The 22,849-nt window shown below is 70.0% G+C and carries 20 protein-coding genes and 1 pseudogene; 8 read left to right on the top strand and 13 right to left on the bottom strand.

The window, feature by feature from the left end; genetic code table 11:
- Positions 1–6: 6 nt before the first annotated feature.
- Genes ABT171_RS32715 through ABT171_RS32690 form a run of 6 tightly spaced genes read right to left on the bottom strand, consistent with a single transcriptional unit; the run spans position 7 to position 7,672 of the window.
- Positions 7–2,787 carry a hypothetical protein gene (locus ABT171_RS32715; RefSeq protein WP_351250021.1) on the bottom strand — a complete coding sequence of 927 codons (2,781 nt, stop codon included), beginning with the start codon at positions 2,785–2,787 and terminating at the stop codon, positions 7–9.
- 2 nt (positions 2,788–2,789) lie between these two features.
- Complete coding sequence (locus tag ABT171_RS32710) at positions 2,790–3,137, bottom strand: hypothetical protein (RefSeq protein ID WP_351250020.1); 348 nt, start codon at positions 3,135–3,137, stop codon at positions 2,790–2,792.
- A complete protein-coding gene (locus ABT171_RS32705) occupies positions 3,134–5,827 on the bottom strand; it encodes an ATP-binding protein (RefSeq protein ID WP_351250019.1) in 2,694 nt (897 codons plus the stop codon). Before ABT171_RS32705 ends, ABT171_RS32710 begins: the two co-directional genes overlap by 4 nt.
- Positions 5,824–6,405 (bottom strand): hypothetical protein, encoded by a 582-nt coding sequence (locus tag ABT171_RS32700; protein ID WP_351250018.1) that lies wholly within the window; start codon positions 6,403–6,405, stop codon positions 5,824–5,826. The genes ABT171_RS32705 and ABT171_RS32700 overlap by 4 nt, the downstream gene beginning before the upstream one ends.
- Complete coding sequence (locus tag ABT171_RS32695) at positions 6,402–6,743, bottom strand: hypothetical protein (protein ID WP_351250017.1); 342 nt, start codon at positions 6,741–6,743, stop codon at positions 6,402–6,404. Before ABT171_RS32695 ends, ABT171_RS32700 begins: the two co-directional genes overlap by 4 nt.
- Complete coding sequence (locus ABT171_RS32690; RefSeq protein WP_351250016.1) at positions 6,740–7,672, bottom strand: conjugal transfer protein; 933 nt, start codon at positions 7,670–7,672, stop codon at positions 6,740–6,742. The genes ABT171_RS32695 and ABT171_RS32690 overlap by 4 nt, the downstream gene beginning before the upstream one ends.
- Before the next feature lie 703 nt (positions 7,673–8,375).
- Here ABT171_RS32690 and ABT171_RS32685 point away from each other — a divergent pair.
- Positions 8,376–9,815, top strand: a complete 1,440-nt coding sequence (locus ABT171_RS32685) for a hypothetical protein (RefSeq protein WP_351250015.1) — start codon at positions 8,376–8,378, stop codon at positions 9,813–9,815.
- The gene (locus tag ABT171_RS32680; protein WP_351250014.1) at positions 9,812–11,278 is read left to right on the top strand and encodes a hypothetical protein; all 1,467 of its coding nucleotides are present in this window, start codon (positions 9,812–9,814) and stop codon (positions 11,276–11,278) included. Before ABT171_RS32685 ends, ABT171_RS32680 begins: the two co-directional genes overlap by 4 nt.
- A 633-nt stretch (positions 11,279–11,911) precedes the next feature.
- On the opposite strand, the gene ABT171_RS32675 is transcribed toward ABT171_RS32680, so the two are convergent.
- Both ABT171_RS32675 and ABT171_RS32670 read right to left on the bottom strand, forming a co-directional pair.
- Positions 11,912–12,112: a DUF397 domain-containing protein gene (locus ABT171_RS32675; RefSeq protein WP_351250013.1), complete on the bottom strand. Its 201-nt coding sequence runs from the start codon at positions 12,110–12,112 to the stop codon at positions 11,912–11,914.
- 3 nt (positions 12,113–12,115) lie between these two features.
- On the bottom strand, positions 12,116–12,949 hold the full coding sequence (locus ABT171_RS32670; protein WP_351250012.1) for a helix-turn-helix domain-containing protein: 834 nt from the start codon (positions 12,947–12,949) through the stop codon (positions 12,116–12,118).
- A 455-nt stretch (positions 12,950–13,404) separates the two neighbouring features.
- Between ABT171_RS32670 and ABT171_RS32665 the strand changes: the two genes are divergently transcribed.
- The 6 genes from ABT171_RS32665 to ABT171_RS32640 all read left to right on the top strand — a co-directional run bounded on the left by ABT171_RS32665 (position 13,405) and on the right by ABT171_RS32640 (position 19,002).
- On the top strand, positions 13,405–13,887 hold the full coding sequence (locus tag ABT171_RS32665; protein WP_351250011.1) for a hypothetical protein: 483 nt from the start codon (positions 13,405–13,407) through the stop codon (positions 13,885–13,887).
- Positions 13,888–14,026: 139 nt separating this feature from the next.
- Positions 14,027–14,215, top strand: a complete 189-nt coding sequence (locus ABT171_RS32660) for a hypothetical protein (protein WP_351250010.1) — start codon at positions 14,027–14,029, stop codon at positions 14,213–14,215.
- On the top strand, positions 14,212–14,814 hold the full coding sequence (locus tag ABT171_RS32655) for a class I SAM-dependent methyltransferase (protein ID WP_351250009.1): 603 nt from the start codon (positions 14,212–14,214) through the stop codon (positions 14,812–14,814). The genes ABT171_RS32660 and ABT171_RS32655 overlap by 4 nt, the downstream gene beginning before the upstream one ends.
- A 57-nt stretch (positions 14,815–14,871) precedes the next feature.
- Positions 14,872–16,188, top strand: coding sequence for a class-III pyridoxal-phosphate-dependent aminotransferase (locus ABT171_RS32650; protein ID WP_351250008.1), 1,317 nt, complete (start codon positions 14,872–14,874; stop codon positions 16,186–16,188).
- A 151-nt stretch (positions 16,189–16,339) separates the two neighbouring features.
- Entirely contained in the window at positions 16,340–17,578 is a 1,239-nt protein-coding gene (locus tag ABT171_RS32645) for an SIR2 family protein (protein ID WP_351250007.1), read from the top strand.
- Between the two features lie 101 nt (positions 17,579–17,679).
- On the top strand, positions 17,680–19,002 hold the full coding sequence (locus ABT171_RS32640; protein WP_351250006.1) for a UDP-glucose dehydrogenase family protein: 1,323 nt from the start codon (positions 17,680–17,682) through the stop codon (positions 19,000–19,002).
- Positions 19,003–19,115: 113 nt separating this feature from the next.
- Here the strand turns inward: ABT171_RS32640 and ABT171_RS32635 are convergent.
- The 5 genes and pseudogenes from ABT171_RS32635 to ABT171_RS32615 all read right to left on the bottom strand — a co-directional run.
- Positions 19,116–19,451 (bottom strand): annotated as a pseudogene (locus tag ABT171_RS32635) (replication-relaxation family protein); the annotation flags it as partial.
- Between the two features lie 30 nt (positions 19,452–19,481).
- Positions 19,482–19,742, bottom strand: coding sequence for a hypothetical protein (locus ABT171_RS32630; protein WP_351250005.1), 261 nt, complete (start codon positions 19,740–19,742; stop codon positions 19,482–19,484).
- Positions 19,739–20,698 (bottom strand): hypothetical protein, encoded by a 960-nt coding sequence (locus ABT171_RS32625; protein ID WP_351250004.1) that lies wholly within the window; start codon positions 20,696–20,698, stop codon positions 19,739–19,741. Before ABT171_RS32625 ends, ABT171_RS32630 begins: the two co-directional genes overlap by 4 nt.
- Positions 20,699–20,948: 250 nt before the next feature.
- Complete coding sequence (locus tag ABT171_RS32620; protein ID WP_351250003.1) at positions 20,949–22,130, bottom strand: hypothetical protein; 1,182 nt, start codon at positions 22,128–22,130, stop codon at positions 20,949–20,951.
- 124 nt (positions 22,131–22,254) lie between these two features.
- The gene (locus ABT171_RS32615) at positions 22,255–22,821 is read right to left on the bottom strand and encodes a Mom family adenine methylcarbamoylation protein (protein ID WP_351250002.1); all 567 of its coding nucleotides are present in this window, start codon (positions 22,819–22,821) and stop codon (positions 22,255–22,257) included.
- Positions 22,822–22,849: the final 28 nt, after the last annotated feature.

The following is a 22,849-nucleotide window of genomic DNA, read 5'->3' as shown; positions in this document are numbered from 1 at the left end:
GCGGCTTCACTCGTCCTCACCGTCCTCGTCCCGCCGCCGGGCCCGGTCCTGGCGCCGGCGTTCCGCGTCGGGCGCGGTCCGCCGCATCAACTCCTGCATCCGGGCCCGCGCCTCCTCACGCGCCTGGTTACGCGCGCTCCCACCCCCGGGCAGAACGGGCCCGCCGAGATCGCGCGCAGGCAGTGGCACAGGGTCGTCCCGCCGCGGGATCGGTTCCGGGGGCAGAGTGACCCCGTGATCGCCCGCCGACGGAGCGGGCCGCGCGGGAGCAGGGGCCGGACGCCCCGCAGGACGGCCAGAGGGCGCAGGCCGCGCCGGACGGGGGGACGGGGCTGCCGTGGGTGCGGCTGGCAGGCGACGGCTGGCGAACGGACCGGGCCCGCCGCTGTCGTCGGCATGCTCGCGCACGACACGGGCCACGTGGCGTCCCGTGTCCGACCAGGCCCGGGCGTCCTCTCGCCACGTGTTGCCCCACACCCGCACCTGCTGGCGCGCGTCCTGGGCATAGCGCGAGGCCCCCGCACGAGCCCGCCGTACGTTGGCCGGCAAGGCGGCGGTGGCCCCGTACGTGACTCGGCCGCCGCGGTGGAGGATGCGGTATCCGCGGAAGCGGACCAGCCGGTTGTGGGCGCGGGTGGACAGCAGGGTGCGGTCGGTGTTCTGGTCGTGCAGCACCTGGCCGGTGTTGCGGTCGACGACCTGCCCCTGCTCGTTGCGGTATCGGTCGGGAGGGCCCCCGGGCCGGCGCGGCCCCCCGCCCGGTGTCCCCGGCCCGCCGCCGGGTGCTCCGCCCTCGTGCGGGCCACCATCGGCGGTGAGCCTGCGCCACCTGGCCAGCTGCTCAGCGTCCGGGCGCCTGCCGATCAGCAGCCAGCCGGCCCCCCTCACACCCAGCCGCCCACCCAGCGCGCCCACGGCTGCCGCCGCAGTCACAGGTGCCAGACCCCGGCCAGCTTCGGCGGCCGCGTCGGTGAGCATCCGGCCCGTGTCGACCGGCATGCCCGCGCCGTCGACGAGCGAGGTGAGCGCACCGATCAGCCGCTGCCGTGTACCGAGCATCCCGAACCTGTTGCCGCCTGCGCCGGTGAAGGCGCGCAACCCCGCGCCATATCCGCCCAGGGCGGCGGGTGAGTTCATGGCGAGTGCGGCGCCGAGCTCGGAGGTGTCACCTAGCAGGTGGGTGCCGCCGACCTTGGCGTAGCGCATGCGCATGGCCATCCGCCGGCCGAAGGAGGAGATGGAGGTCAGCAGGCGACGGTGCCCGGCCGTGCCAGCGATGGCGAGGACATCGATCAGGAGGATCCGCTCCACCATCAGGTCGGGCCCGTTGGTGACCGTGGCGTCGATGGCGATCCCGAAGAACGGGATGAACGCGCAGATCCCGACCACGGCGAGCATGGCCACCCCCCACAGGGACAGCCACTTCCACACGCTCTGGCGTGCAGGGCCGGGCAGCATCCCGGCGACGAAGGTGACGCCGCCCGCGGCCGCGGCCGCCACGCACACACCCTGGGTGCCGAGCAGCACGATCGCACTGGAGAGCAGCATGCCGCAGATGAACAGCGCCGCGATGAGCAGCAAGGCGGCGCCGCCGACCCGCCACCAGGTCGGCTTCTGCGCGTACGCGGCACAGGACTTCCCGACCGGGCCGGCTTGCTTCATATCGTCGAGAAAGGCCGCGAACGCCTGGTCCTCGTCAGTGACGATCGCGTTCGACGAGTCCAGCAGGTCCCCGCCCGAGGTCAGGGACGGCAGCGTGGCCTTACGGGGAATGCCCTGGTCGGCTTCGCAGAACTCCTTAGCCGCGCCCTTGATCAAGCTGCAGGCATCCTTGGCCTTGTCATTCAACTGCTCGCAATGAGCCCGTGCCGGCGGCGCGAGCGAGTCACAGTCGCCCTTCGCAGCGCCACGCTGAGCGCTGTACCAGCCGGTGATCCATTTCAGGTGGACTGCGTAGGCCTTGGCATCGGACGGCTTGGACGGGTCGAGGATGCGCCCGTATTCCAGCAGCATGTACGGCTTGACGATCAGCGCGTTGGTGATCGAGTCCTGCAGAGGGCGAGCCACGTCCTCGGCGGTGACCGGTGCTTCGCTCTCCCGCTGTTCGCACTTGATCTCGGCGTTGCCGGCCATGCCGTCACAGGGGCTCTTGCTGCCGACCTTCCCGCCCCAGTGGTACGAGTTGACGGACTGCTGGGCCACCTCGGCGGCCACCTGCTGGCTCTGGCCGAGCGGACCGTCCTTGGCGAGCAGGTAGTCGGGACGGACGAACGCGGACGCCGCGAACGCCGCGATGAGCAGCGTCAGAAAGATCTCACCCAGACCACGGCCGACACGACCGCGCACAATCATGAAACAGGCGAAGAAGAACGCCCAGGCCAGCAGCAGACCCTTCAACCCCAGAGTGCCGACGACTATGTGGTTGTAGGCGTCGGCGACCTGCTGGGCCGGACGGGTCAGGATCTTCAGCAGCGGGAACCGCAAGGCCATCTCGATAGCCCACCCGGCCAGCCCGACCAGCAACCGGATCACCGTGAACAGCCCCGACAGCGCGAACGCAAGAGCCTGGGACTTGAAGGCGACGATGGACCCGCCCTCCGCGTCCAGCTCGTAGGAGTTGATCGGCACCCCCTCGGAGGAGGTGATGTTCAGCGGAGCGAGCAGGTCCCCCGTCTCGCTGTTGCTGCTCGCCGCGTACACCACCTGGGTGTTGACCAACAGGAACACCCCGCAGAACAGCACCACGAATCCGGCCGAGCGCAGGGTGCCGCGGTCTGGACGAAACATCGTCAGCCCCGCCTCCACCCAGCCACGCACCGGCGCCGCCACACCACGAGCGCGGCAACGCCAGCTGCAGCCGGCACCAGCCGCCAGGCAGCCCCCGCATGGTGGTGTCCTGAGACGGAGGCAGCCAAGCCGCGCTCGCAGTACGCCTTGGCCCGGCCCACGATGGGCGCGCATCGGTCGCGGTGATGGGCATGGGAGTCGGCGGCGAAGGCCTGCCCGGTGTGCGGCCACCATGCGTCGGGCACGCCGACCGACAAGGCCAGCACCAGCACGCCAGCGGCCACGGTGATCACGGCCAGGACGCTTGAAGCTGCGGCGATGCGCCGGGAGCGGTCCCAGGAGAAGGTCATCGGCTGTATTCCTTTGGACGGGCATCGACGGCCTCACCGGCGATGCGCGCAGACGTGGCATGCGAGCCTGCGCTCGTGCGTCCTTTCGGTGTCGTGGTGATGGACGAGGCGATACGCGCAAGACGGGGGACGACGGCCTTGACGCGGCCGGTGTTCTGCCGCGGGCAGGTCAGCAGGAACTCGCCCTCCCGGCCTTTCTGACCGACGGGGGACAGGCCGGTGGTCACCAGTCGCAGCAGTTCAGGGTCGTTCGGGTCGAGCCCGACGAACTCCAGACCGCGGCGGGCTTGCTCACGGTCAGCGGTGCGGGCGAGCGCGCGGTAGGCCATCAGGGCGCGGTCCGGGCCGAGTTCCAGGGCGTCGTGGGATGCGCCCAGCAGGCCGGCGCCGTGCTTGCGGCCGTCATGGAGGATTTCGTGGACCAGGGCGGTGCCTTCGGCGGAGGAGGTGAGCCAGTACAGCTCGTCCAGCACCATCGCGGTGAACCGCTCGGGATCCTCGAACGCGGTCTGCCGGGCGATCGCGGCAATCAGGTAGAGCACCGCCCGGCCGATCAGCGCTTCCAGGGGCTGCTGGTGCAGGACCTCGGGCTTGTCGAACGCGGCCTTCGGCGGCAGTTTCAAACCGGTCGTGGTGATCACGATCATGTCGGAGGTACTGGAGGCGTCCAGCCTGACCGGCGGCAGCGTCGGGTCGAAGACCATCGCCGCCAGGGAGTTGGTGGCGACGACGCGGATGAGGCCGGCGAGGGTGGCGGCCGCGTCCTGCCGCTTGCCCGCCTCGCTCTTGGATATCTCCCGGAGGACCTCAAGGACACGGTGCATGGACGGGGCGTCGCTGAGGGCGGCCTGCTCGACGGCGTGATGCAGGACCTCACCGCTGGTACTCATCGGGCCGATGCCGAGTTGCAGGGTGAGGTAGGACAGGGCGTAGTGGCGGCCTTCGGGACCGTCGAACATGCGCAGCGGGTCGATGGACACCTCGGCCTGGGCGGCGTCGATGATCTGAACGCGGCCCTTGGCCGCGGTGCGAGCGAAGGTGGCCCACTCCCGTACCGGCGTGCGGTCGATGCAGATCGCGCAGCCGCCGCGCGCCCACACCGCCTCGGCGATCAGCTTCTGCAGCACGCTCTTGCCCGCACCGAGATCCCCGACGATCCCCATCGAGGCAGACGCGTCGACCTTCGGTGCGTCCGCCACGTTGATCATGACGGGGCGGGTGGTGCCGCAGTCCAGGTCGATGCCGAGGAACATCCCGTTCGGGTCGCCGACCTCACAGGCGGTGAAGGCCCCGGACAGCGCCCAGTCCTCGCTGACCTGGTGCTGGGTGAACTCCCGCACCACGCCCGGGCGCACGGTACCGGGCAACCCCAGGGTGAACAGCGCCTCCTGCAGTCCGGCCGGGCGCACGGCGCGGTAGTCGGCACCTGCGAGCAGCGCGGCCAGGGCGCGAGCCCGCGCGTCGCAGACAGCGGCGGTCGGTCCCCACACCGTCAGCACGGTCACCGACTGCACCTCGACCTCCACGCTGGTGCGGGACAGACGGGCATCCAGCTCGCCCAGGTCGCGGGCGGCCTCAGTGAGGGAGGCAGGCATGCCGGTGGGGCGGGCGTCGTACTGGTCGGCCTGGTCGATGAGTTCGTTCTTCTTGCGGCGCACCTGGTCGCGGGCCTTCTCCGCAGGCACAAGGGTGAGGTCGACGGTGTAGTCGACGGGGAAGTCGAGCGTCTCCAGCTGGGCGAACAGGTCGGCGGCGTCCTGGCTGAGCGCGGGCGGGCACTCGGCCAGCGCCAGCTGCGCCTGGTAGCCCACCCCTGCGTCGCATTCGACCTGAAGCCAGCGCCGCGCGAGCGGTGAGCCGGTGTTCAGCCGCCACCAGGCCTTGCGTCCCGACCGCGTGATCTGGCCCGCACTCTTGAGTTCGTCGACGTCGTCGAGGCCGGGGCCGATGCCGCCTTCCTGCAGGCGGACCTGTCCGAGGTCGGCGTAGCTGGGGGAGCGCAGCACGCCGTCCCGGATGTGCCCGCCGTACAGGTCACTGGTCTCCGCCTCGGTCAGCAGCGGCTCGGCCAAGCCGCGGTGGAGGGCGTGCTGGATCATCCACACGATCTCCGCCGGGCGGGCCGGGCGGAAGGCGATCCCGCCGGCGAGTGCGGCCTCCACCCGGGAGGCCTGCTCGCGGTAGGCGCTCACCTCACGCCGTGCCACCGGTGTCGGGCGCATGCCCAGCATCGGCGCGATCTCGGCCCACGCCGCACCGAGTGAGACCGACACCTGCAGGCCGCCTGTGTCGGTCTGCAAAGGCACGGCCAGCCACAGGGTGCGGCGGTGCATCTCCTGGTCGTCCAGCAGCTCCAGGGTGGCCTCGACGTTCTCCACCCACGGGTGGCGGCCCACACCGGGTGCCTGCTCGGCCGGCTCGATGCCCTCGATCATTTTGAGGGCGATCTCACCCGGGTCGACCTGCGCGCACAGACCGAACAACCTCGGTGCCCCGGAAAGCGACCGCACCAGATGTGTGATCTTGGCGAGCTGTTCGTCGCGGACCGCGGCGGGCACGTAGGTGCCCTGGACGGTCTCCTCGCGCCGGCCTTGCGCGTCCGGGCCGGGATGAAGGCGGTAAACGGCCCACACGCTGCCCTGCGTCGACCACACCAGGTGCCCGGCGATGTGACGGATCGGAACCCTCACCGCGCACCTGCTTGCTGGGCGAGCGCGAGCAGCTGCTGCACACCCGACACCGGCCCCGCTGCCACCACGGGAGCAACCGGCTGTGTGCGGCGGGGTGCGGACGAGCGGTGTGTGGCCGGGCTCGGGTGCGGCGCCCGGGCGGGATGCCGCTGAACCTCAGGGGAGGGTGCTGCCTGCGCAGTGAGGCCGGGCGCGGGCGTGTCCTCGATGGTGAAGCCGCCGAGCAGCGGGCGGGGAGCGCGGTCGCGGGCGGCCCGCCCGCCGATCCGCCCTCCACGGGGCTGCCAGCCCAGCAGCACCCAGCCCAAAGCGGCCTGCAACGGCGCACGGCCACGGATCTTCGGCCGGCGCACCGCCCAGATGGCCAGCACCCACGCAACGATGGGCAGCGGGAACATCCACGACCACCAGCTGATGGTCTTGACCAGAAGGAAGCCGCCGCCGACGGCGAGGGCGATCTGCGCGGGGGTGTAGGGGCCCAGGGGGATCTTCCAGTCGGCGACCTTGCCCAGCACCCAGGGATGGCGGCGGGCGGCGGTGTAGAAGCGGCCCACCCGGCCGGCGGCTGCCGCGCTCACAGCCAGCCTCCGACGCCCCGGGAATGATCACGGGAGGCGGAGAGTTCGGACTGGACGATGCCGGGGACCGCGGGCGCGCCCTTGGCCGGGTTCTTCACCTCGTCCTCGAACATGTTCGCGAGGCTGTCGCGGGAGTTGTACAGCCCAAGCGCGATGATCATCAGCAGCAAGGCCCCGATCCCGGCCTTGAGGCTGAACTTCTGAACCATGATCACGACGACGAGGCAGATCAGACCCGCCTGCAGACCCTTGGTCGCCCAGTTCTTGAACATGTTGATCCACGAGTTGCCAAGGTCGTCCAGCTGCCCGGCGAGCATGAAGCTGTGCACCGTATTCACCGCGCACCACCTTCCCGGGAAGTCCCGGACTCCAGCGCCGCGACTTCCCACCGCCCCGAACGGGCCCTGAGCGTGAGCTCATACGCCAGCGGCCAGCGGCCTTCGGCGTCCCGGGCTTCCACCGAGGCGAGGACACGCACCTTCGTGCCGTCGGCCGGTACCTTCGCGGCGGCCGCGGCCTCCTCGACCGCTGACACCCGCTGGACGGTGACCGCCGTGTACGGGGCAGGGGAGACCCGCGCCAACGTCACACCGGGCGCGAGGTAGCGGTCGACCTCTCCGGCATCAGTCAGGTAGGCAGCGAGGAACTCCCCGACAGCGGAGGACAGATCCCCTTCCGGGACGCTCACGCCGTACGGCGACTTCGGCACCGAGACGCGGGCCGGACCCGCCACCACGCCGGGCGCACCGGTCACCGTGAACGAGGCGCCCGCGCCGTCGACGACCACCGGCACGGCGTAGTACCGCACCGCGCCGTCGGCGTACTGCGCAGCCACCGTCACCGACCACACACCGCCGTCGCGCTGCGCAGTGCGCACCGCCGTCACAGACTGCGGCGCCGGGTGCGCACCCAAAGCCGGGTCGGGCAGGTCGACGTCCGGCGCCATCGACTGCGCAAGCCGTGCCTGCGCACTCGTCTCGTCGCCGGCGCTGCTGCGCAACCAGGCGCTGAGGAACAGCTGCGCATAGCCGCCCGGCTCGGCAGCGGCCGCCGCAGTGCGCACGGCGGTGGGCTTGTTGGGGGTGGCCGCCTGGACCGTGGTCGGGGCGGAGGAAACGGCGATGCACAGGGCGACGGGGCCAGCCGCGATAGCGGTCAACACCGCTACACGCGACAGACGTACGCGGCGCCGCATCGCCTCCAGACGGGCGCCTGCCGCCATCGGAGCAGCAGCCTCGCTCGCCGAGTCCTGCTTGCCAGAGGACATGGTCAAACTCCCAGGTCAGAACCGAACGTTGCTGACCTTGAGAAAACCCGCCGACCCCGACCCGACCACCGACCACCAGACCCCGACCAAGGTCACGATGGAGACACGAAGTCCATGGTCGGGGCCATGGTCGGCCCGACCACCGACCCGACCATGGCCCCGGCCGCGCACCGCTGGGGGGCCATCTGCGTCCGCCGACGGCCCGGGCCAACGACCACCGGGCGACCGCGGTCCGCGCGGCCACCGACGCGCACGCCGAGGCGCAGACGGACGCCGCCCGGGAGATGGCCAGTGGCTGCGCACTGCCCCACCGCGGCCTGCGCAACGAGAAGCTCCGAAGGGCCGTGCCGAATCTGCGCAACGGCAACAACACAATCCGACTGCGCAGGATCCTCGACCGGTTGCTAGCCGCATTGCGCAAGGCCCGCCCACGGCTGCGCAGGCGGCGCACCCGCAAGCGCCGCACCGGATGCGCGTGGTCGTCCCGGCCATGACCCCGACCACGGCCGCTAGATGGCACCCGTTGCCGGATCGGGACCGATGGTCGGGGCTTGTGGCCGTCAGCCTGGTCGGGGCCGGCGGATGAGCTGACGGCATGGAACACACGCACGCCCGCGCACTCAGAACCGACGGCCGCCTCACGCCGGCTACCCCGGTGCGCTGCCACGGCCACCCCAAGCGGCCTGCCGCAGGGGCACGGCCGGTGAGCCGCTTCGGGGCGGGAGTCCGCCGCGGGGTGATGGCGGCGGATCAGTTCACCCAGATCGCCAACGGCCTGTTCCGGGACAGCCGGCTCTCCTACCGGGCCAAGGGGATCTTCGGGTACGTCAGCACGCACCGGGACGGCTGGCAGGTCACCGTCGCCCACCTCGTCTCCGTCGGCCCCGACCGTCGAGAGACGGTCCGTGCCGGCCTCAAGGAGCTGGAACGGTACGGCTACCTCATCCGCGAACGGCTGCGCCGCCCGAACGGGACACTCGGCGAAATCGTCTACTCGATCACCGACCACCCCGCCACCCTCGACGTCGCCCTCCTCGAAGCCACCTCCACCCCCACCATCGACGACGAACACGACGCCGGATTCGGGGCGGGGATCCGGCGCGGGGTGATGGCGGCGGATCAGTTCACCCAGATCGCCAACGGCCTGTTCCGGGACACTCGGCTCTCCTACCGGGCTAAAGGGATCTTCGGGTACGTCAGCACGCACCGGGACGGCTGGCAGGTCACCGTCGCCGAACTGGTCCGCCGAGGCCGCGAAGGCATCGACGCCGTCACCACAGGGCTCAAGCAGCTGGAGCGGCACGGCTTCCTCTACCGCACCCGCGAGCGGAACCCCAACGGCACGCTCGGCCCGGCGCTGTACTTCATCACCGACCTACCCACCCCGCAAAGCCCCAGGTCACAACCAAAGTCGGGTTTTCCAAGATTGGCTGAGCCTACGTTGGCTGATCCCGGCACTAAGAACACCAAGAGAAAGAAGACCAACAAGCAGAACACCAGACCCCTCCGTCCATGCCGCCGCGACACGACGCGCGCACCTGGACGGACGGACCAGCCGGACACGCCGACGTCCCCGCCGGCCGCGCCCGCGGCGGATGAAATGCACCCGGGGATCCGGCTGCTGCTCGAACTCGGGGCGGCTCGCCCCGAACTACTGCTGACCGGGCAGGCACTGACCGATCAAGGCCGCGTCGTGACCGTGATGCTGGAGGCCGGCTGGAGCCGTGAGCAACTGCGGCACGTCATCGCCGCCCGGCCCCTGCCCAATCCCGTGCGGACAACGGTCGGCGCGATCATCGCCGCCCGCCTACGCGCCGCCCAGGCCTACCCGCCGCCCGCCATCGCGGCCGACCACCACGACGCACCCGCGGTGTGGGACGCTGCGCCGCCGCAGCCGATGACCGGCTCCGCCGCCGCGCGCACGGTGAGCGAAGCCCTGACCCACCGCGCCCTCGCCGAATGCGCCGGCTGCGGCGTTCCCGGCACCGCCCCCGGCGAGGACCTGTGCCCGGCCTGCCTCGGCTGGCCGCAGTGCCGCACCTGTCCCGGCCCCACTCCCCGCCGTGCCCACCCCGACGGCGACGGCCGCTGCACGACGTGCGCCTCCGCCCTGACCGATCAACCGGAAGGAAACAGCCTGTGACCGACACGCGCCACACACCGCCACCGGCCGCGGCCGCGCACCATGAGGGCCCCTTCACCCGCGCCCCGGGGCGGTGGGAAAAGGAACGCTCCCGAGCCCAGCTCACCGGCCACGTCCGCGACCACACCTGCTCGGCGGCCTGCGAGCTGGGACTCCTCTACGAACGCACCCCATGGGGCTGGCTCGCCTGGACAGTCCCCGGCGACGGCAGCTCGCCCAAGACCCCCCACCAGATCGGGGTGCTCACCCCGGCCGCGACCCGCAAGCAGCGCCTGGCCCTGCGCTGGCTGACCCGGCACCCTGCCCGGCAGATCGCCCTGGGCACCGTTCCAGGATCCCTGCGGTTTTTCGCCGCTGCCGTCGCCCTCATCAGCCTGCTCATCGGGCTGTTCGCCGCTGGCCACGGGATCCCCGTCGACGTCGTGTTGCCAGCGATGCTCCTGGCCCCCCTGATCGCCGAGCACCTGCCCGACCGGCTGGACGCCCGGGCTCAGGAACACGTCCGCACCGTCGAAGGCGACGGTGCCTGCCGCTACCTGCAGCGCCTCGCAGCCCTGCACACCTCGCTCGTCCAGGCCGCTGCCGGCAGCGACCGCTACGAGCTGCGCCGCTCAGCCGAGATCGGCCAGCACCTGCTGTGGGATGCCGCCGACTTGCTTCAGACCCGCAACACCCGCGTCGCCTCCGCAGACCTCATCGCCCGCGAACAGCTCATGCTCCAACTCGCCCACCAGGCCGCCCAGATCCTCGAGTGCTCCGCCGCCGAGGACGGCACAGCCGAAGCGGACCAGCCCCGCGCCACCGGGCGACCGACGCGCCCGTACCCGCCGAACGTTCAGCCGACGGCGACCGCGGCACCGTACCCCACCCCCAGCACGTCACTCTCGAAAGGAAGCCTCCCTATGACTGAACCCGAGTCCAGCCCAGTTGTCCGCACCCCGGATGTCTATCTGCTCTTTGCACACGAGCCGTACTACCCCGGCCCCGGAGCCCAGGAGATCAACACCACCGTCGTCTCCGTCGACTCCCTGCTCCACCCGCAGGTGCGTCAGCCGGACGGCGCCCGGATCCACGACCGCCTCACCCAAGGACGGCAGCCGGGCGAGATCATTCCGCTGGCCACCCTCACCCACGAACTGCGCGGAGGCGCCGACTGGCCGGCCGTCGGCGACTGGGAGCGTGTCACCATCGACCTGGTGCGGCTCGTCCGCTCCGGAAACTGTGATGCCCTCAGCCTCGGGCTGCCCGAGATCGCGCGTGCCCTCGTCTGCACCGGCCCCCACAGCCACGTTCGCGCCTACGACGCTGCATCCGATGACCTCATTGACTACGGGCCCACCGAACGCGCCGCCGTGCTGGCCGAGATCGACGCGTTCCTCGGAGGCCTCGTGGCCGAACGGGATCTTTGGCCCGGCGACGGCCTGCTCACCCCACTCGCCCGAACCGGACAGGAGCCCAGGTGATGAAGAACATCGGGCCAAGCCGCCACGCCGAGAAGGGGAGTTCACATGCTGATCGGATTCGAAGGGCGGGCGGTGTGGGCCGATCTCCGGCGCCTCTTCCGCTCACTCGCACAGAGAACGCGTTGTCACAGGCGGTGGCTCCGCTGACCGCTGCCGCTCCTGGGGACCAGCACACCGTGATGGCCCGGCGACCGGCCTGATGGTCGGACTAGGTAACCGTTTCTGTCCGGTGACGACCCTCGCGCCGTCGCAGACAGGGTCTTGCGCCGTGCCTGGCACGCCCGGCCGGCCCAACTGGGCGGCGGAAAGGTCCTTTTGCCCTCCGGACACTGGGACAAGCTTGGACGCTGGCAGGCCGCTTCTGCGTGGACTGACCTGCAGCGTACGGTTCGGATCGCACTGCGCCGGGCCACCGAGTACGAGCTGGTCGGGCTGTTGTCCAGCAGCGTGGCTGGGGTGGACGAACCAACGACGGCCAGGACCAGTACACCCTGCCATTGTCACCGTCGAGGGCGTGTGCAGTATCTGCACACGAGGTGAGCCGCGTTGTACGACGCATTCCCTGCTGGGTAAGAGATGACCGAGGCCCGCGCGGTGAGTGCGGGCGGGGCCTCGGTCATGCGGTGGGGCAGGTCAGGCGATGGAGGCAATGAACGCCTTCCATGCCTCGGGCCGGACGGCAAGGGCGGGGCCGTTGGTCTGCTTGGAGTCGCACACGCCGACGGCGCTGGTCAGGTCGGCGACCTTGACGCAGTTGCCGCCGTTGTTGCTGTAGGACGACGTGAACCAGGCGCTCTCGGGGGCGAGGTCCAGGGCGCGCTTGTTGAGGGCCATGTCTCAGATCTCTCGTGATAGTTGGTGCAGGAACTTCGGCGTCTCCCCGACGGGGATCGCGCCATCCCGCAAGGCGTCGAACCTGCGGGCAAACCTCCAGACCTCAGTGTCCTTGTCCGTGAGGTTGGAAGCGCCATCGGCCATGTCCATCTGGACGACCGTGGGAACGGGATCTTCGAAATCCATCAACGTGAAGTTGAAGTGAGCCCGGTAGGCGGAGGTGTTCATGGGCAGAACCTGGAGCGTTACGTTGTCCAGGGCGGCCAGGGCGATCAGGCGCTCGATCTGCTTGAGCATGATCTCGCGGCTGCCGACGACCCGGCGAAGGGCGGCTTCGTCGAGGATGGCCCGGATCTCGACGGGGTTCTCCCGGGTGAGGATCTCCTGGCGTTCCATCCGGAGCGCGACGCCACGTTTCACGAACTCGGTGGTCTGCTCCTCCACGAGCTTGCCGGCTTCGAACAGCGCGCGAGCGTAGTCTTCGGTCTGGAACAGACCGAAGACAACGCCGGGCTCCCACGCCCTTATGGATTTGGCGCCATCCTCCAGGCCGATGTACATGGCCAGGCCCGACGGCATCGTGCGCGAGTAGGTGGACCACCAGCCGCGATTCAGACTGTCGCGGTGGATCTCAACCAGGAAGTCCACGTCTTCCTGGTCGGTGATCCCGTAGCGAGTCAGTAGGGCGACGAGATCGGCAGCGCGCCGAAACGCAGACGTCCCTCTCTCCACCCGGTACAGCTGCGACTCGGAGATGTCGGTGCCCTTGACCGCCTCCTTCAGAGACTTGAAGCCGGCCTTCTCGCGCAGGCGCTCCAGCTCCTTTCCGAGCTGCACGCGCCTGACTGTCGGTCCTGTAGGAGCCGCCACGTGCCCTCCTGCGTCCAGTCGACCCGATTCTGCCCCGAGCCCAAGACGCTCAGCCGAGAGTCCCCCGAACTCAACCGAGAGTTCGGCGGTTTGACGTGAGAGCCCGGCGCATCGGGGTGCGAGCCCCGAGTGTGTCACCTTCAGTCCTCCTTGCAAAGAGGAGAGCAGAGACGGTCGCATATGCCAGATCGAGTGAAAACTTCACTTCATCTTGCAGGCCAACTGTCGCATGCGTCAGCCTTGTTGAGACACGGAAACGGCTGATCCGACTGCAGGCCGTGACCGGGCCTGGGCGTGTCCTCTTGGTTCCGACGAGGCCGCCTGGTGTGCACCACTCCCCTGAGAGCGGGCCGCCGTCGTGCTGAATCCCTGAGACGGCGGCCCGCGTGCGCTCCCCTGACAGACCGGACGGAGACACCCCCATGTCACCGAGTACGGCACAGACCTCCTGGATGGACCACGACAACGAGGTAGAGGCGTGGATGCGCGGCCGCACAATGCGACCGGTCGCAAATCGAGGCCTGTACCTGAGGCGGAAACGCGAACGGAACAACGCTGTCGCCCTGGAGACCCCCGTCAAGCGGAAGCGACGCATCATCGCCTACGCGCGCACCGAGGCAGGCGGTCAGGTTGATCACACCATGGCCTTGGTGCAGCGCCTCATCGCGGAGCAGGGCTACGACGTCGTGCACGAGCTGACCGACGTCCACGCCCCGCGCACACCGCTCACGCGCCCCGGCTGGACGGAGGCCCGGCGACTCATCAGCACTGGATTCGCCGACGGTGTCGCGGTCTTGAACCGCGAGGCGGTCAGCGTCCGCGACGACGAGTACGAGGAGGAACTGGGCTGGCTCGGTGACCGCCCGGCGCTTCTGCTGCTCGTGATCCACGAGGCCGCTCCTTGAAGGAAGTTAGGCCGCTGGCTCGATGAGCGACAGATCGGATGGCGGCAGATCCTCGCGCAGGTTCTGTTCGTCGTCTCGGTCTCCGCCGCCGTCGTCTCCGCCCTGCTGTACGCCGAACCCCGTTGAGAGAGGAAGCACGATGACCGAGCTGCCCGACCGCAAACCGGGAGCGGTGTTGCGCGCCCTACAAGAGGCCCAGCCCGCTCCGTCCGGTGGCGTGAATTTGTTCGGCGTCCCGGCCGGTGAGGTGATGGCCTCCGACCCGTTCCGGCTTGCCTACCGCCGCCCGGTGGGCGGCGGTGCGAATGACCCGGAGCCGGCGGCATGAAGGCGCTGAATGTGGTGCACGAGCGGCAGACGCCGGAGTACTGGAACCAGCTCTACAAGGCCGGGTATCGGGTGAAGGAACCCGTGGCGTTCGAGCGGGAGATGTTCCGGAACTACGCGATGGTGAAGTCCGGGATGCTGGCGGTGGACGTCGGCTGCGGCCGGGGCCAGATGTCCGCGCACATGGCCAAGTGGGGGCTGATGGTCCTGGCCTACGACTTCAGCGACGTGGCGATCGAGGACGCACGCGCCAGCCACGAGGACTTCGGCGACCAGCTGTCCTTCGTCCGGCACGACTTCGACGCTGATGCGACCCCGCCCGAGCTGGTCCCCGGCACGGTGGACATCATCTCGTGCCGGCACAGCTTCGAGTTCCTGGACCGATCCCGGTTCATCACGGACGCGCGGCGCTGGCTCACGCGCTCGGGCGTACTGCAGATCACGACGCATCGGGCGAGGCAGATGCCGCCGTCGGCCGCGCACCAGGGCCTGCGCGACGACGAAATCGAGGGTCTGCACAAGGGCTGGCGGTACATGACGTCGTACGGCCTGGACGGGGAGGACAGCCTCATCGGGATCGTGCTGCGCGGACCGCGCTGAAGCTCGCTGCTTCGCCGCCGACTGAGCACTGTCGGCACCACCACACTGCATGCGTGCATGAAGGGACCACTCGTGGACTACTTAACCCGGCGCGGACGGCTGCTGACGTCGTCCAGGCCGATGCCGGACTGGGAGGTCGTGGGATCGAGCGGCGCCTGGCTGCATCTGGCTGATGGCCGCCGGATCTTCGACGGATCCAGCGGTCTGCTCTGTGCGAACGTGGGGCAGGCCAGCCCCAAGGTCTTCTCCCGCATCGCGGAACAGTTCTCCAGGTACACCTACGGTGGCGCCGCCGTCGTCCAGCCCCACCTCCAGATGGAGCTGATGGACCGTCTGTGCAAAGCCGTGGGCCGTCCGGAAGACTCCGTTGCGCTCACCACGTGCGGGACGCTCGGCGTAGAGGTCGCGGTGGGCCTGGCCCGGAACATCACCAGAGTTCGTGACGGTAAGCGCCGCGGGGACATCCTGACGTCCACCCTGAGCTACCACGGGATGAGCGCGCTCACCCTTGGCCTCGCCGGGAACCACGCCCGCCGGCCACGCCCGGAAGACGCACTCGGCCTTGGCCCGGCCTTTGCGCCGCCCTACCCGCCCACCCACCCGCACTCCACGGGCACCTGCGACGCGTCGTGCGCCGACGACGAGATCGCCCACGCGATCGACAGCATCGGTGCGCAGAACGTGGCAGCGGTGCTGATCGAGCCCGTCAACGGGAGCACCGGCGGCGCCTACGTGCCGCCCGCCGGGTACCTGCGGCGTGTGTCGGAGATCTGCCAGGAGCGCGACGTTCTGGTCATCCACGATGAGGTGCTGACCGGACTGTGGCGCACCGGAACCCCACTGGCCAGTGACCACTGGGCCGGTGCCGAGCCGGATATGTGCATCCTGTCCAAGGGCTTGGGAGCCGGGTACACGGGCGTGGGCGCGGTGCTTGTGTCACCCGAGATCGCACCGCTGATCCGGCACAAGGACGCGGACCCGCTGCCAGCGATGGGCACCATGGCCACCCACCCCCTCCAGGCGGCGGCCTGCCTCGGTGTCCTGGACGAGCTGGAAGCCATGGGTACCGGCACCCTCCGGGCACGTGGAGAGCGCCTTGGGAGGAGCCTGCAGGCCCTGACCGACCTGCCGGTCGTGCGAGACGTCCGGGGCCTCGGCTTTCTGTACGGCGTGGAACTGGCGCCTGGCCTGCTCTGGCCCCTGATGGAGGAGGCCGAGAACCGCAATGTCTTCTTCTACCCGTTCACCGGAGCTGGCCGGCCGAGGAGCGAAGGTCTCGTCGTCGCCCCTCCGCTGACCTCGACGGACACGGACATCGACTTCATGGTCACGGCGCTCGCCGACGCGGTGACCGCGCTGGCCATGAGCAGCTAGGCCACCTCGAAGCCGCCACCGCCGGCCTGCCGCTGCCTACCCGACGGCGGCCGTCAGGCGGCTTCCTCACTGCGCCGCGCGCGCAACGCGCGCAGGCCGCACGACATCAGGCCCGTCACGGGCCACCCCAAGGAGTCAAGGAGGACCCCTCGTGTACCTGCCCTACCCCGTCATAGAGCAGCTGTCCGAGTCGCAGGTGGCGACATGGAACCGGCACTTCGCTGGTGACGGCCACGAGCGCCCGCGCAGCGTGGAGGAAGGCATCTGGAGGCGCACCCAGGACCCGGCGAACGCCGAGCAGTCGGGGTGGACCGAGGACGCCTCGGGCCGTCGCCGGGTCGTGCACTACCGGTACGACTACGCGCTGGACTACACCTTCCCGGTGCCGCGGCTGGTGCTGTCCGAGCTGTACCTGTACGTGTCGCACACCGCTCCGGCCGAGGAGATCAGCACCTACGCCCAGGACATCCGCATGTGGCTCAGTAAGGGCCGGTGGAAGCCGCAGCAGCCGGGCACCTGGCAGCGCGGGGACCTCTCGGTGACCGTCAACGAGTTCGACGTACACCCGCAGGACGAGCGTGCTGACCGGGCCACGCCCGCAGGGTTCCGGTCGCTCGACGTGCGGTTCTCATCCGAGGGCTACAGCAGCCCGGCGCGCACCCTGCGGAATCTGCCCTGGGACGTTCTGGCCGGCGGTATCCGCGTCAAGGAGGAGCGGGGCACCCCGACCATCAGCAGCGACCTCAACGGGATCTTGGACTTCCTGCCGTTCCAGGTGGAGGTGGGCTGCGGTACATCCATCGAGGCGGGGATCCCGCCGCTGCACTACCTGCACGAGGTGTACCGAGTGACCGCGCGGAAGGACAACACGCTCACGCAGTCGCACGCCTTCACTCTTTCACCCCAGGCCGACACGCTGGTCCAGGAGCTTCTCCTGGACGCGCCGGCGAAGGCGCAGGACCTGACGCAGATGTTCGCCCAGTGCTTCATCGCCGAACCCACCCCGGCACACACGGCGCTCAAGGCGTTGCACGAGGCCGGACACATGGTCGGCCCCGTCATCACCCACAACTTCGACGTGCTCTCCGCCCGGGCAGGGCTGCCCGAGGTGTTCGTGCGCCGCTACGACCAGAAGATCCCGCCCGTGCCCCTGCTCGACGAAGCCCGATCCCTCCTGGTGATCGGCCTCCACGCCGACCGGCGTGCGGTGCAGGCAAGGGCCCGCGCCAAAGGGATGCGGATCTTCTACGTGGACCCGGAAGGACTGATGGAGAACGGCGTCTTCAAGGAGTACCCGATCGAGGGGGCCCGAGAGGGGGACACAGTGGTTCGGGCGGCTGCGATCCCGGCTCTCGGCCGCCTGTGCGAACTCCTCGGCGTGAAGGTGTGACGGGGCCCGCGCAAGGAGCAACTAGCCCAGTCGCAGGGCGATAGCGTCGTCGGGCCGCACGCTCGGTGCGGCCCCCGGCATCAACCGAGAAGGACAGCAAGATGCGAGTTTCCGTGATCGGCTGTGGTCACCTCGGCATCCCGCACGCGGCGGCGATGGCCGAGCTCGGCCACGAGGTCATCGGCGTGGACGTCGACCAGGCCAAAGTCGACCGGCTCAACGCCGGCGAGTGCCCCATCTACGAGGCCGGGCTTCCCGAGCTGATCGCCCGGCACACTGCAAGCCGACGCCTGCGGTTCACCACCGATATCCGCGAGGCCGCAGAGGTCGCCGAACTCCACTTCATCGGCGTCGGCACTCCCATCGACGCTGACGGCCGCTCGTACGACACCCGCCAGGTCTACGGCGCTATCCGCCAGCTCGCCCCCCACCTCGACCGGCCGAGCACGATCGTCGGCAAGAGCACGGTCACCGTCGGCACCACCCGTCAGGTCACCGCCCTCGTGCAGCGCCTCGCACCGGCTGGACAGGCCGTCGACGTCGTGTGGAACCCTGAGTTCCTTCGCGAGGGGCACGCGGTCGAGGACACCCTGCGCCCGGACCGCATCATCGCTGGTCTCACCACCGCCGAAGGCGAGAAAGCCATCCGTGCCGTCTACGCCCCGATCCTGGATGCCGGCGTCCCGATCTTCGTGACCGACCCGCAGACCGCCGAGCTCGCCAAGGGGGCGGCGAACACATTCCTCGGCCTGAAGATCAGCTACATCAACGCCGTGGCCGACATGTGCAAAGCCGCCGGAGGCGACGTCTCCCAAATCGTGGACATCCTCGGCATCGACCCCCGCATCGGTAGCGGCGGCATGCAGCCCGGCATCGGCTACGGCGGCGGATGCCTCCCCAAGGACGTCCGGGCCTTCACCGCGAGCGCCCGGCAGCTCGGCGCCGAGCAGGCCGCCGCCCTTCTGCTCGCCGCCGAGCAGATCAACGAGAGCCGCACCAACGTCGCCCTGGACCTCATCACCCGCGCCCTGGGCGACCGACCCCTCAAGGACGCCCGGATCACCGTGTGGGGCGCGGCGTTCAAGCCCGGCACCAACGACGTCAGGGAGAGCCCGGCCCTCGCACTGGCACAGGCGCTACAGCGAGCCGGCGCGCATGTCACCGTGCACGACCCGCAAGCCGTGCGGACTGCCATGCAGCGCAACCCCGAACTCGACTACACCGACGACCTGGCGCAGTCGGTCGATGGTGCTCATGCCCTGGTGCTGGGAACCGAGTGGCCCGAATACCAGCAGGTCGACCCCGAAGCCCTCGGTGGCAGCGTCGCCGACCCGCTGATGGTCGACTGCCGCACCACCCTCGACGCCGCTCGCTGGCGCACGGCCGGCTGGACCGTGCACCAGATCGGGCGGCCCGAGAAGTAGTCCCACACCGGAAGCACAGTACTGCGCAGTCGTGCCTCCCGATCGCGCTTCGTGAGGCACGCTGCTGCAGAGCTTGAGCGGGGGCCGTGTCCCGGAAGAGCCAGTGGCCGCCCTTACAGGGCGGTCCACGGCCGGCGCACGCCCCCGGCCAGAGGCACCCACACGAACCCGGCAGGACCGTGGTGCTCGATGTCTTCCAGTACGGCGGCTCCCAGCGGAACCTCGCGGGCGAGGACCGCGACGAGCGGGTGCTGGGCAACCATCGCCTGCAGATCGCTGATTCTGTCTCCCAGCCTGGCTCGGGAGGCGCCGGTGAGCACGAAGAGTACGCGGGGAAAGACCGGATACCAGCGGAGCCAGGCAGGGCCGGTGACGGCCTGCCTGCGGCGGCCGACGGGCTGGGCTTCGTACTGGAACAGCCGGGCGTAGTCGATCAATTTCACGGCCAGGCCGGCGGTACGCGTTCTCGCGCGCGGCGATCACATAACGGGCAGCAAGTCAGGCGCGTCGTCTACGCCGAGCAGCAGGACGTGGTGGCCGACGGCCTCGGTCACGCCGTCAGTGACCCGCTCGACGTCCAGGTGCAGCCGGATGCGGCCGGCGCCTTCGCCGTTGGCCGCAAGATCGTGTTCCAGTTCGTCGTCGAGGCGGTCCAGGGCCGCCTCGGCCGCGGCGTAGTCGGCCAGGTCGCGGGCGAGGAGCTGGCGGGTGGTGGTGTCGCGGAGCTGGTAGCTGGTCATCGGGACTCGTCCTTCGGTGTGGGGTGATCAGTGGTCGAGTCGGCGATCCTTCGTGCCGCCTTCACCGCGCGCGACCAGACGTCGGGGCTGCCGCCGTGCTCGCGGGCGAGGGAGGCAGCGAGTCCACGGATGTCACCGTGCTCGCGCAGGGCGGCCAGGGCGACGGCCGCCCGCCGGTCGGCTTCCGAGCGGGCCGGCGCGGCCGCGGGCCGGCGCTCGAGGGCGTTGCGTACGACGTACTCCCAGGACCTCTGCGGTCCCCCGTACTGCACGCTGAGTTCCGCGGCCAGCCCCGGGTGGTAGCCGTCGCGCTCGATCGCCTTGGCGGCGTACTGCTCGGCGAGCTGCGTGGCCCTGAGCGGCTCACTGCCGGCGTGGGCGCTCAGCTCGGCTGCGAGAGCTTCCTCGAGGGCGGAGGGCCGGCCGACGGGCGCCTCCGGCTGCGGCCCGGGGCGGCGGCCGGCCTTGCCGAGCTTGTCCCCGGTGCGCTTGCGGTCGAAGTCCTGCAGGTCGCCGACGCGGAAGCCGGGGATCATGCGGCCGGTGGGGCCCTGGACCGGCTCGTCGACGGGCTCTGGAAAGTAGCCGGGGTTCGCCTGCCGGTACTTGCGGATCACCGAAGGCCCGCTGAACTTGAGCAGTTCGGCGGCCTTGTTGATGGAGACGACGTCCTCGGGGTCGAGCTCATACAGCTCGGGATCGGCCTTGAGGACCTTGCTCGCCTTCTCCTGCTGGAACCAGGTGTAGAAGTCGCGGAACTGCTGCTCGTCGTAGAAGTCGGTCCCGTCGATGCGCTCCTTCTCCGGGTGGCGGTGCTCCTCGGGCTGCTCGAGGCGCAGCTTGTACCAGCGGGCCGCGGTGCCGGCGCTGGCGCCGGTGAACTCGCGGATCCAGTCACGGTTGACCACGGCGCGATCGCCGATGACGCGACGCTGCGGGTTCAGGGCCTTGGACATTGCATTCTCCGGTTCGGGCCGCGGCCCTATACTGAGGGCCTGCTCCTCTTGTTCTTCCGGCGCTCAGGTGCCGGGGGCGAGTCGAGTTGGTGATGGTGGTCGGCGGGACGTTCGGCCGGGGTTGCCGCTCTGGGCCGACACCCCCATGAGGGGGTGTCTTCCGCCGTCCACCGCTTTTGCCGCTTGTTTCGTGTAATCAATATGACGCTCTTGCTGGGTGGCTGTCAATCTCGCCGGCACCCAGACCGCGTCACGACCTGTCGCGGCGGTGCGCCGCCCACTCCCGTTCGAAGTGCGGCACCTGCTTGTCCCGGACATGGAACGGGGCGGTGACCATCAGTTCCTCCACGGTCGGAAGAGTCGGCCCGCGCCGCTGGACCCACGCCCGGACCCGCCCGTAGCGCTCGTCGACCTCGACGGGCACACCGTGCCGCTCCGAGACGCTCCGCAGCCTCTGGCCGAGAGCGGCTGCCCGGCCCACGTCGACCCGCTCCACCGAGCGCATGGCCCGCCCGCGCCGGGTCGGATCCGCCTTCGCGACGGGCAGGATCCGCCGCACGTGGTACAGGGCCCACGGGCAGTCAAGCTCCTCCTGGAACGCCGCGAGCACGGGCCAGTCAGCGACCCGGCCTGGGTCGAACTGCTCCAGCAGGCTGCGCCGGCCGAACAGCTTTGCCTGCGGGTTGAGGCTGACCGACGTGTACTCCAGGCGCAGCACCCGTCCGGCGATGTCCGGATGGGCACGCATCCGGTCCAGGTGCGCGTCCATAGCCCCCATCGAGACCGGGAAGCAGCAGAAGGTGCAGTAGCTCTTCTCCCACTTCACCCCGAACCGCTCGTACAGGAACGCTTCGCACTGCTCGCGCCCCCACCCCCATTCGATCAAGGGATACACGCCTTGGCGCAGGGGATTCTTGCTCGCGGCCTCGTCCCGGAGGCTGCGGCCGACCTCGTCGGCGTTGAACCCCATCACGTGCCGAAACGGCTGGTTGCCGATCTCCTGGGCGATCAGTGCGTCGCCGACCTCGCCCTTGGCGTGCAGGCTGCAGATCCGGATGCCGCCCTGCTGGGGAACGGTTCCATTGGTCTCGTACTCGTCCCACAGCTCCCACGGTCCGCGCTGGACGATCCGCTCCGGCCGGCGGGAGTCGTCCATCACCGCGATCGCCAAAGCGCGGCTGGACCGGGAGACCTGAACGAGCCGGACCTGGTGCTTACGAAGGAGCGGCAGCACGAACTGCTCGGCGTGGGCACGGGTGGTCGGCCACTCGCTCCCGGTGAGCTGGTGGATCACCATGGTGCGGGCCAGGTCCACTCCGTGGGCGGCCGGGTCGTCCAGCATCTTCACGAGGTACGCGGTCGAGTCGACGCCCAGGCCCCAGGAGATGACCAGATCGACCCCTTCGCGGCCAGGGCGGAGTGCGGTAGTCATGCGACCGCACCCCCTCGGTCGGCCTTCGGATACGGGTAGGAGGTGGCGGCAAACCGGCGGCCGGCGCGCGGCCCGATGTAGGCCGCATAGCGATGGTTGCCTCCGTGGGAGACGACCCGCGCCCCTACGGCCTGCAGGCCTCCTCCAGCCACCCCCGGCCCGGCTCACCCTCGCTGCGGGGGCGGGCGCCGAGAGCGACCAGACGCCGCTCGACTCCGCCGCGGCCGCACTCGTCGTTGCGGACCTTGGACATCGCGCGGTCGTGGAGGACTGAGCCGTCAGGCAGCATGGTCAGGCGCCGCGGTCGCGTCTTGCCCAGGTAATCCATCCCTTTGGCCTGGTAGATCGTCCCGTGATGGCCAGGAAAGATCACCTCGGGTCCGTGGGCGGTGAGGCGCGTCCTGGGCTCGGGGTCGCTGTGCGCGACGATCCCCCGGACGCCTCGGGCGGCCGCCAGTCGGAATACGCGCGCCTGCGCCCACGTCTCCGCGTTCGCCGGTACCTCGTCGAGCAGCACCAGCCGGTTCAGCTCCAGCGACTCCTCGTACGGGACCAGCCGGTCGAACACTGAGGTGAGTACGGCGACCTGTGTCGGGATACCCAGGGTGAGCACCCCCACCAGTCGGCCTGCCGGCGGAGCGGCGACGTCGATGAGGCCGTAGGCGAAGCGGACTGCCGGGATTATCTGCATCTGTCAAGTGCAACTGCTGGCCACATGC

Source organism: Streptomyces sp. NPDC001851, assembly GCF_040297165.1.
Lineage (GTDB): Bacteria > Actinomycetota > Actinomycetes > Streptomycetales > Streptomycetaceae > Streptomyces.
Note: the sequence above shows the minus strand (reverse complement) of the source record. Positions and strands in the feature narration are given on the sequence as shown.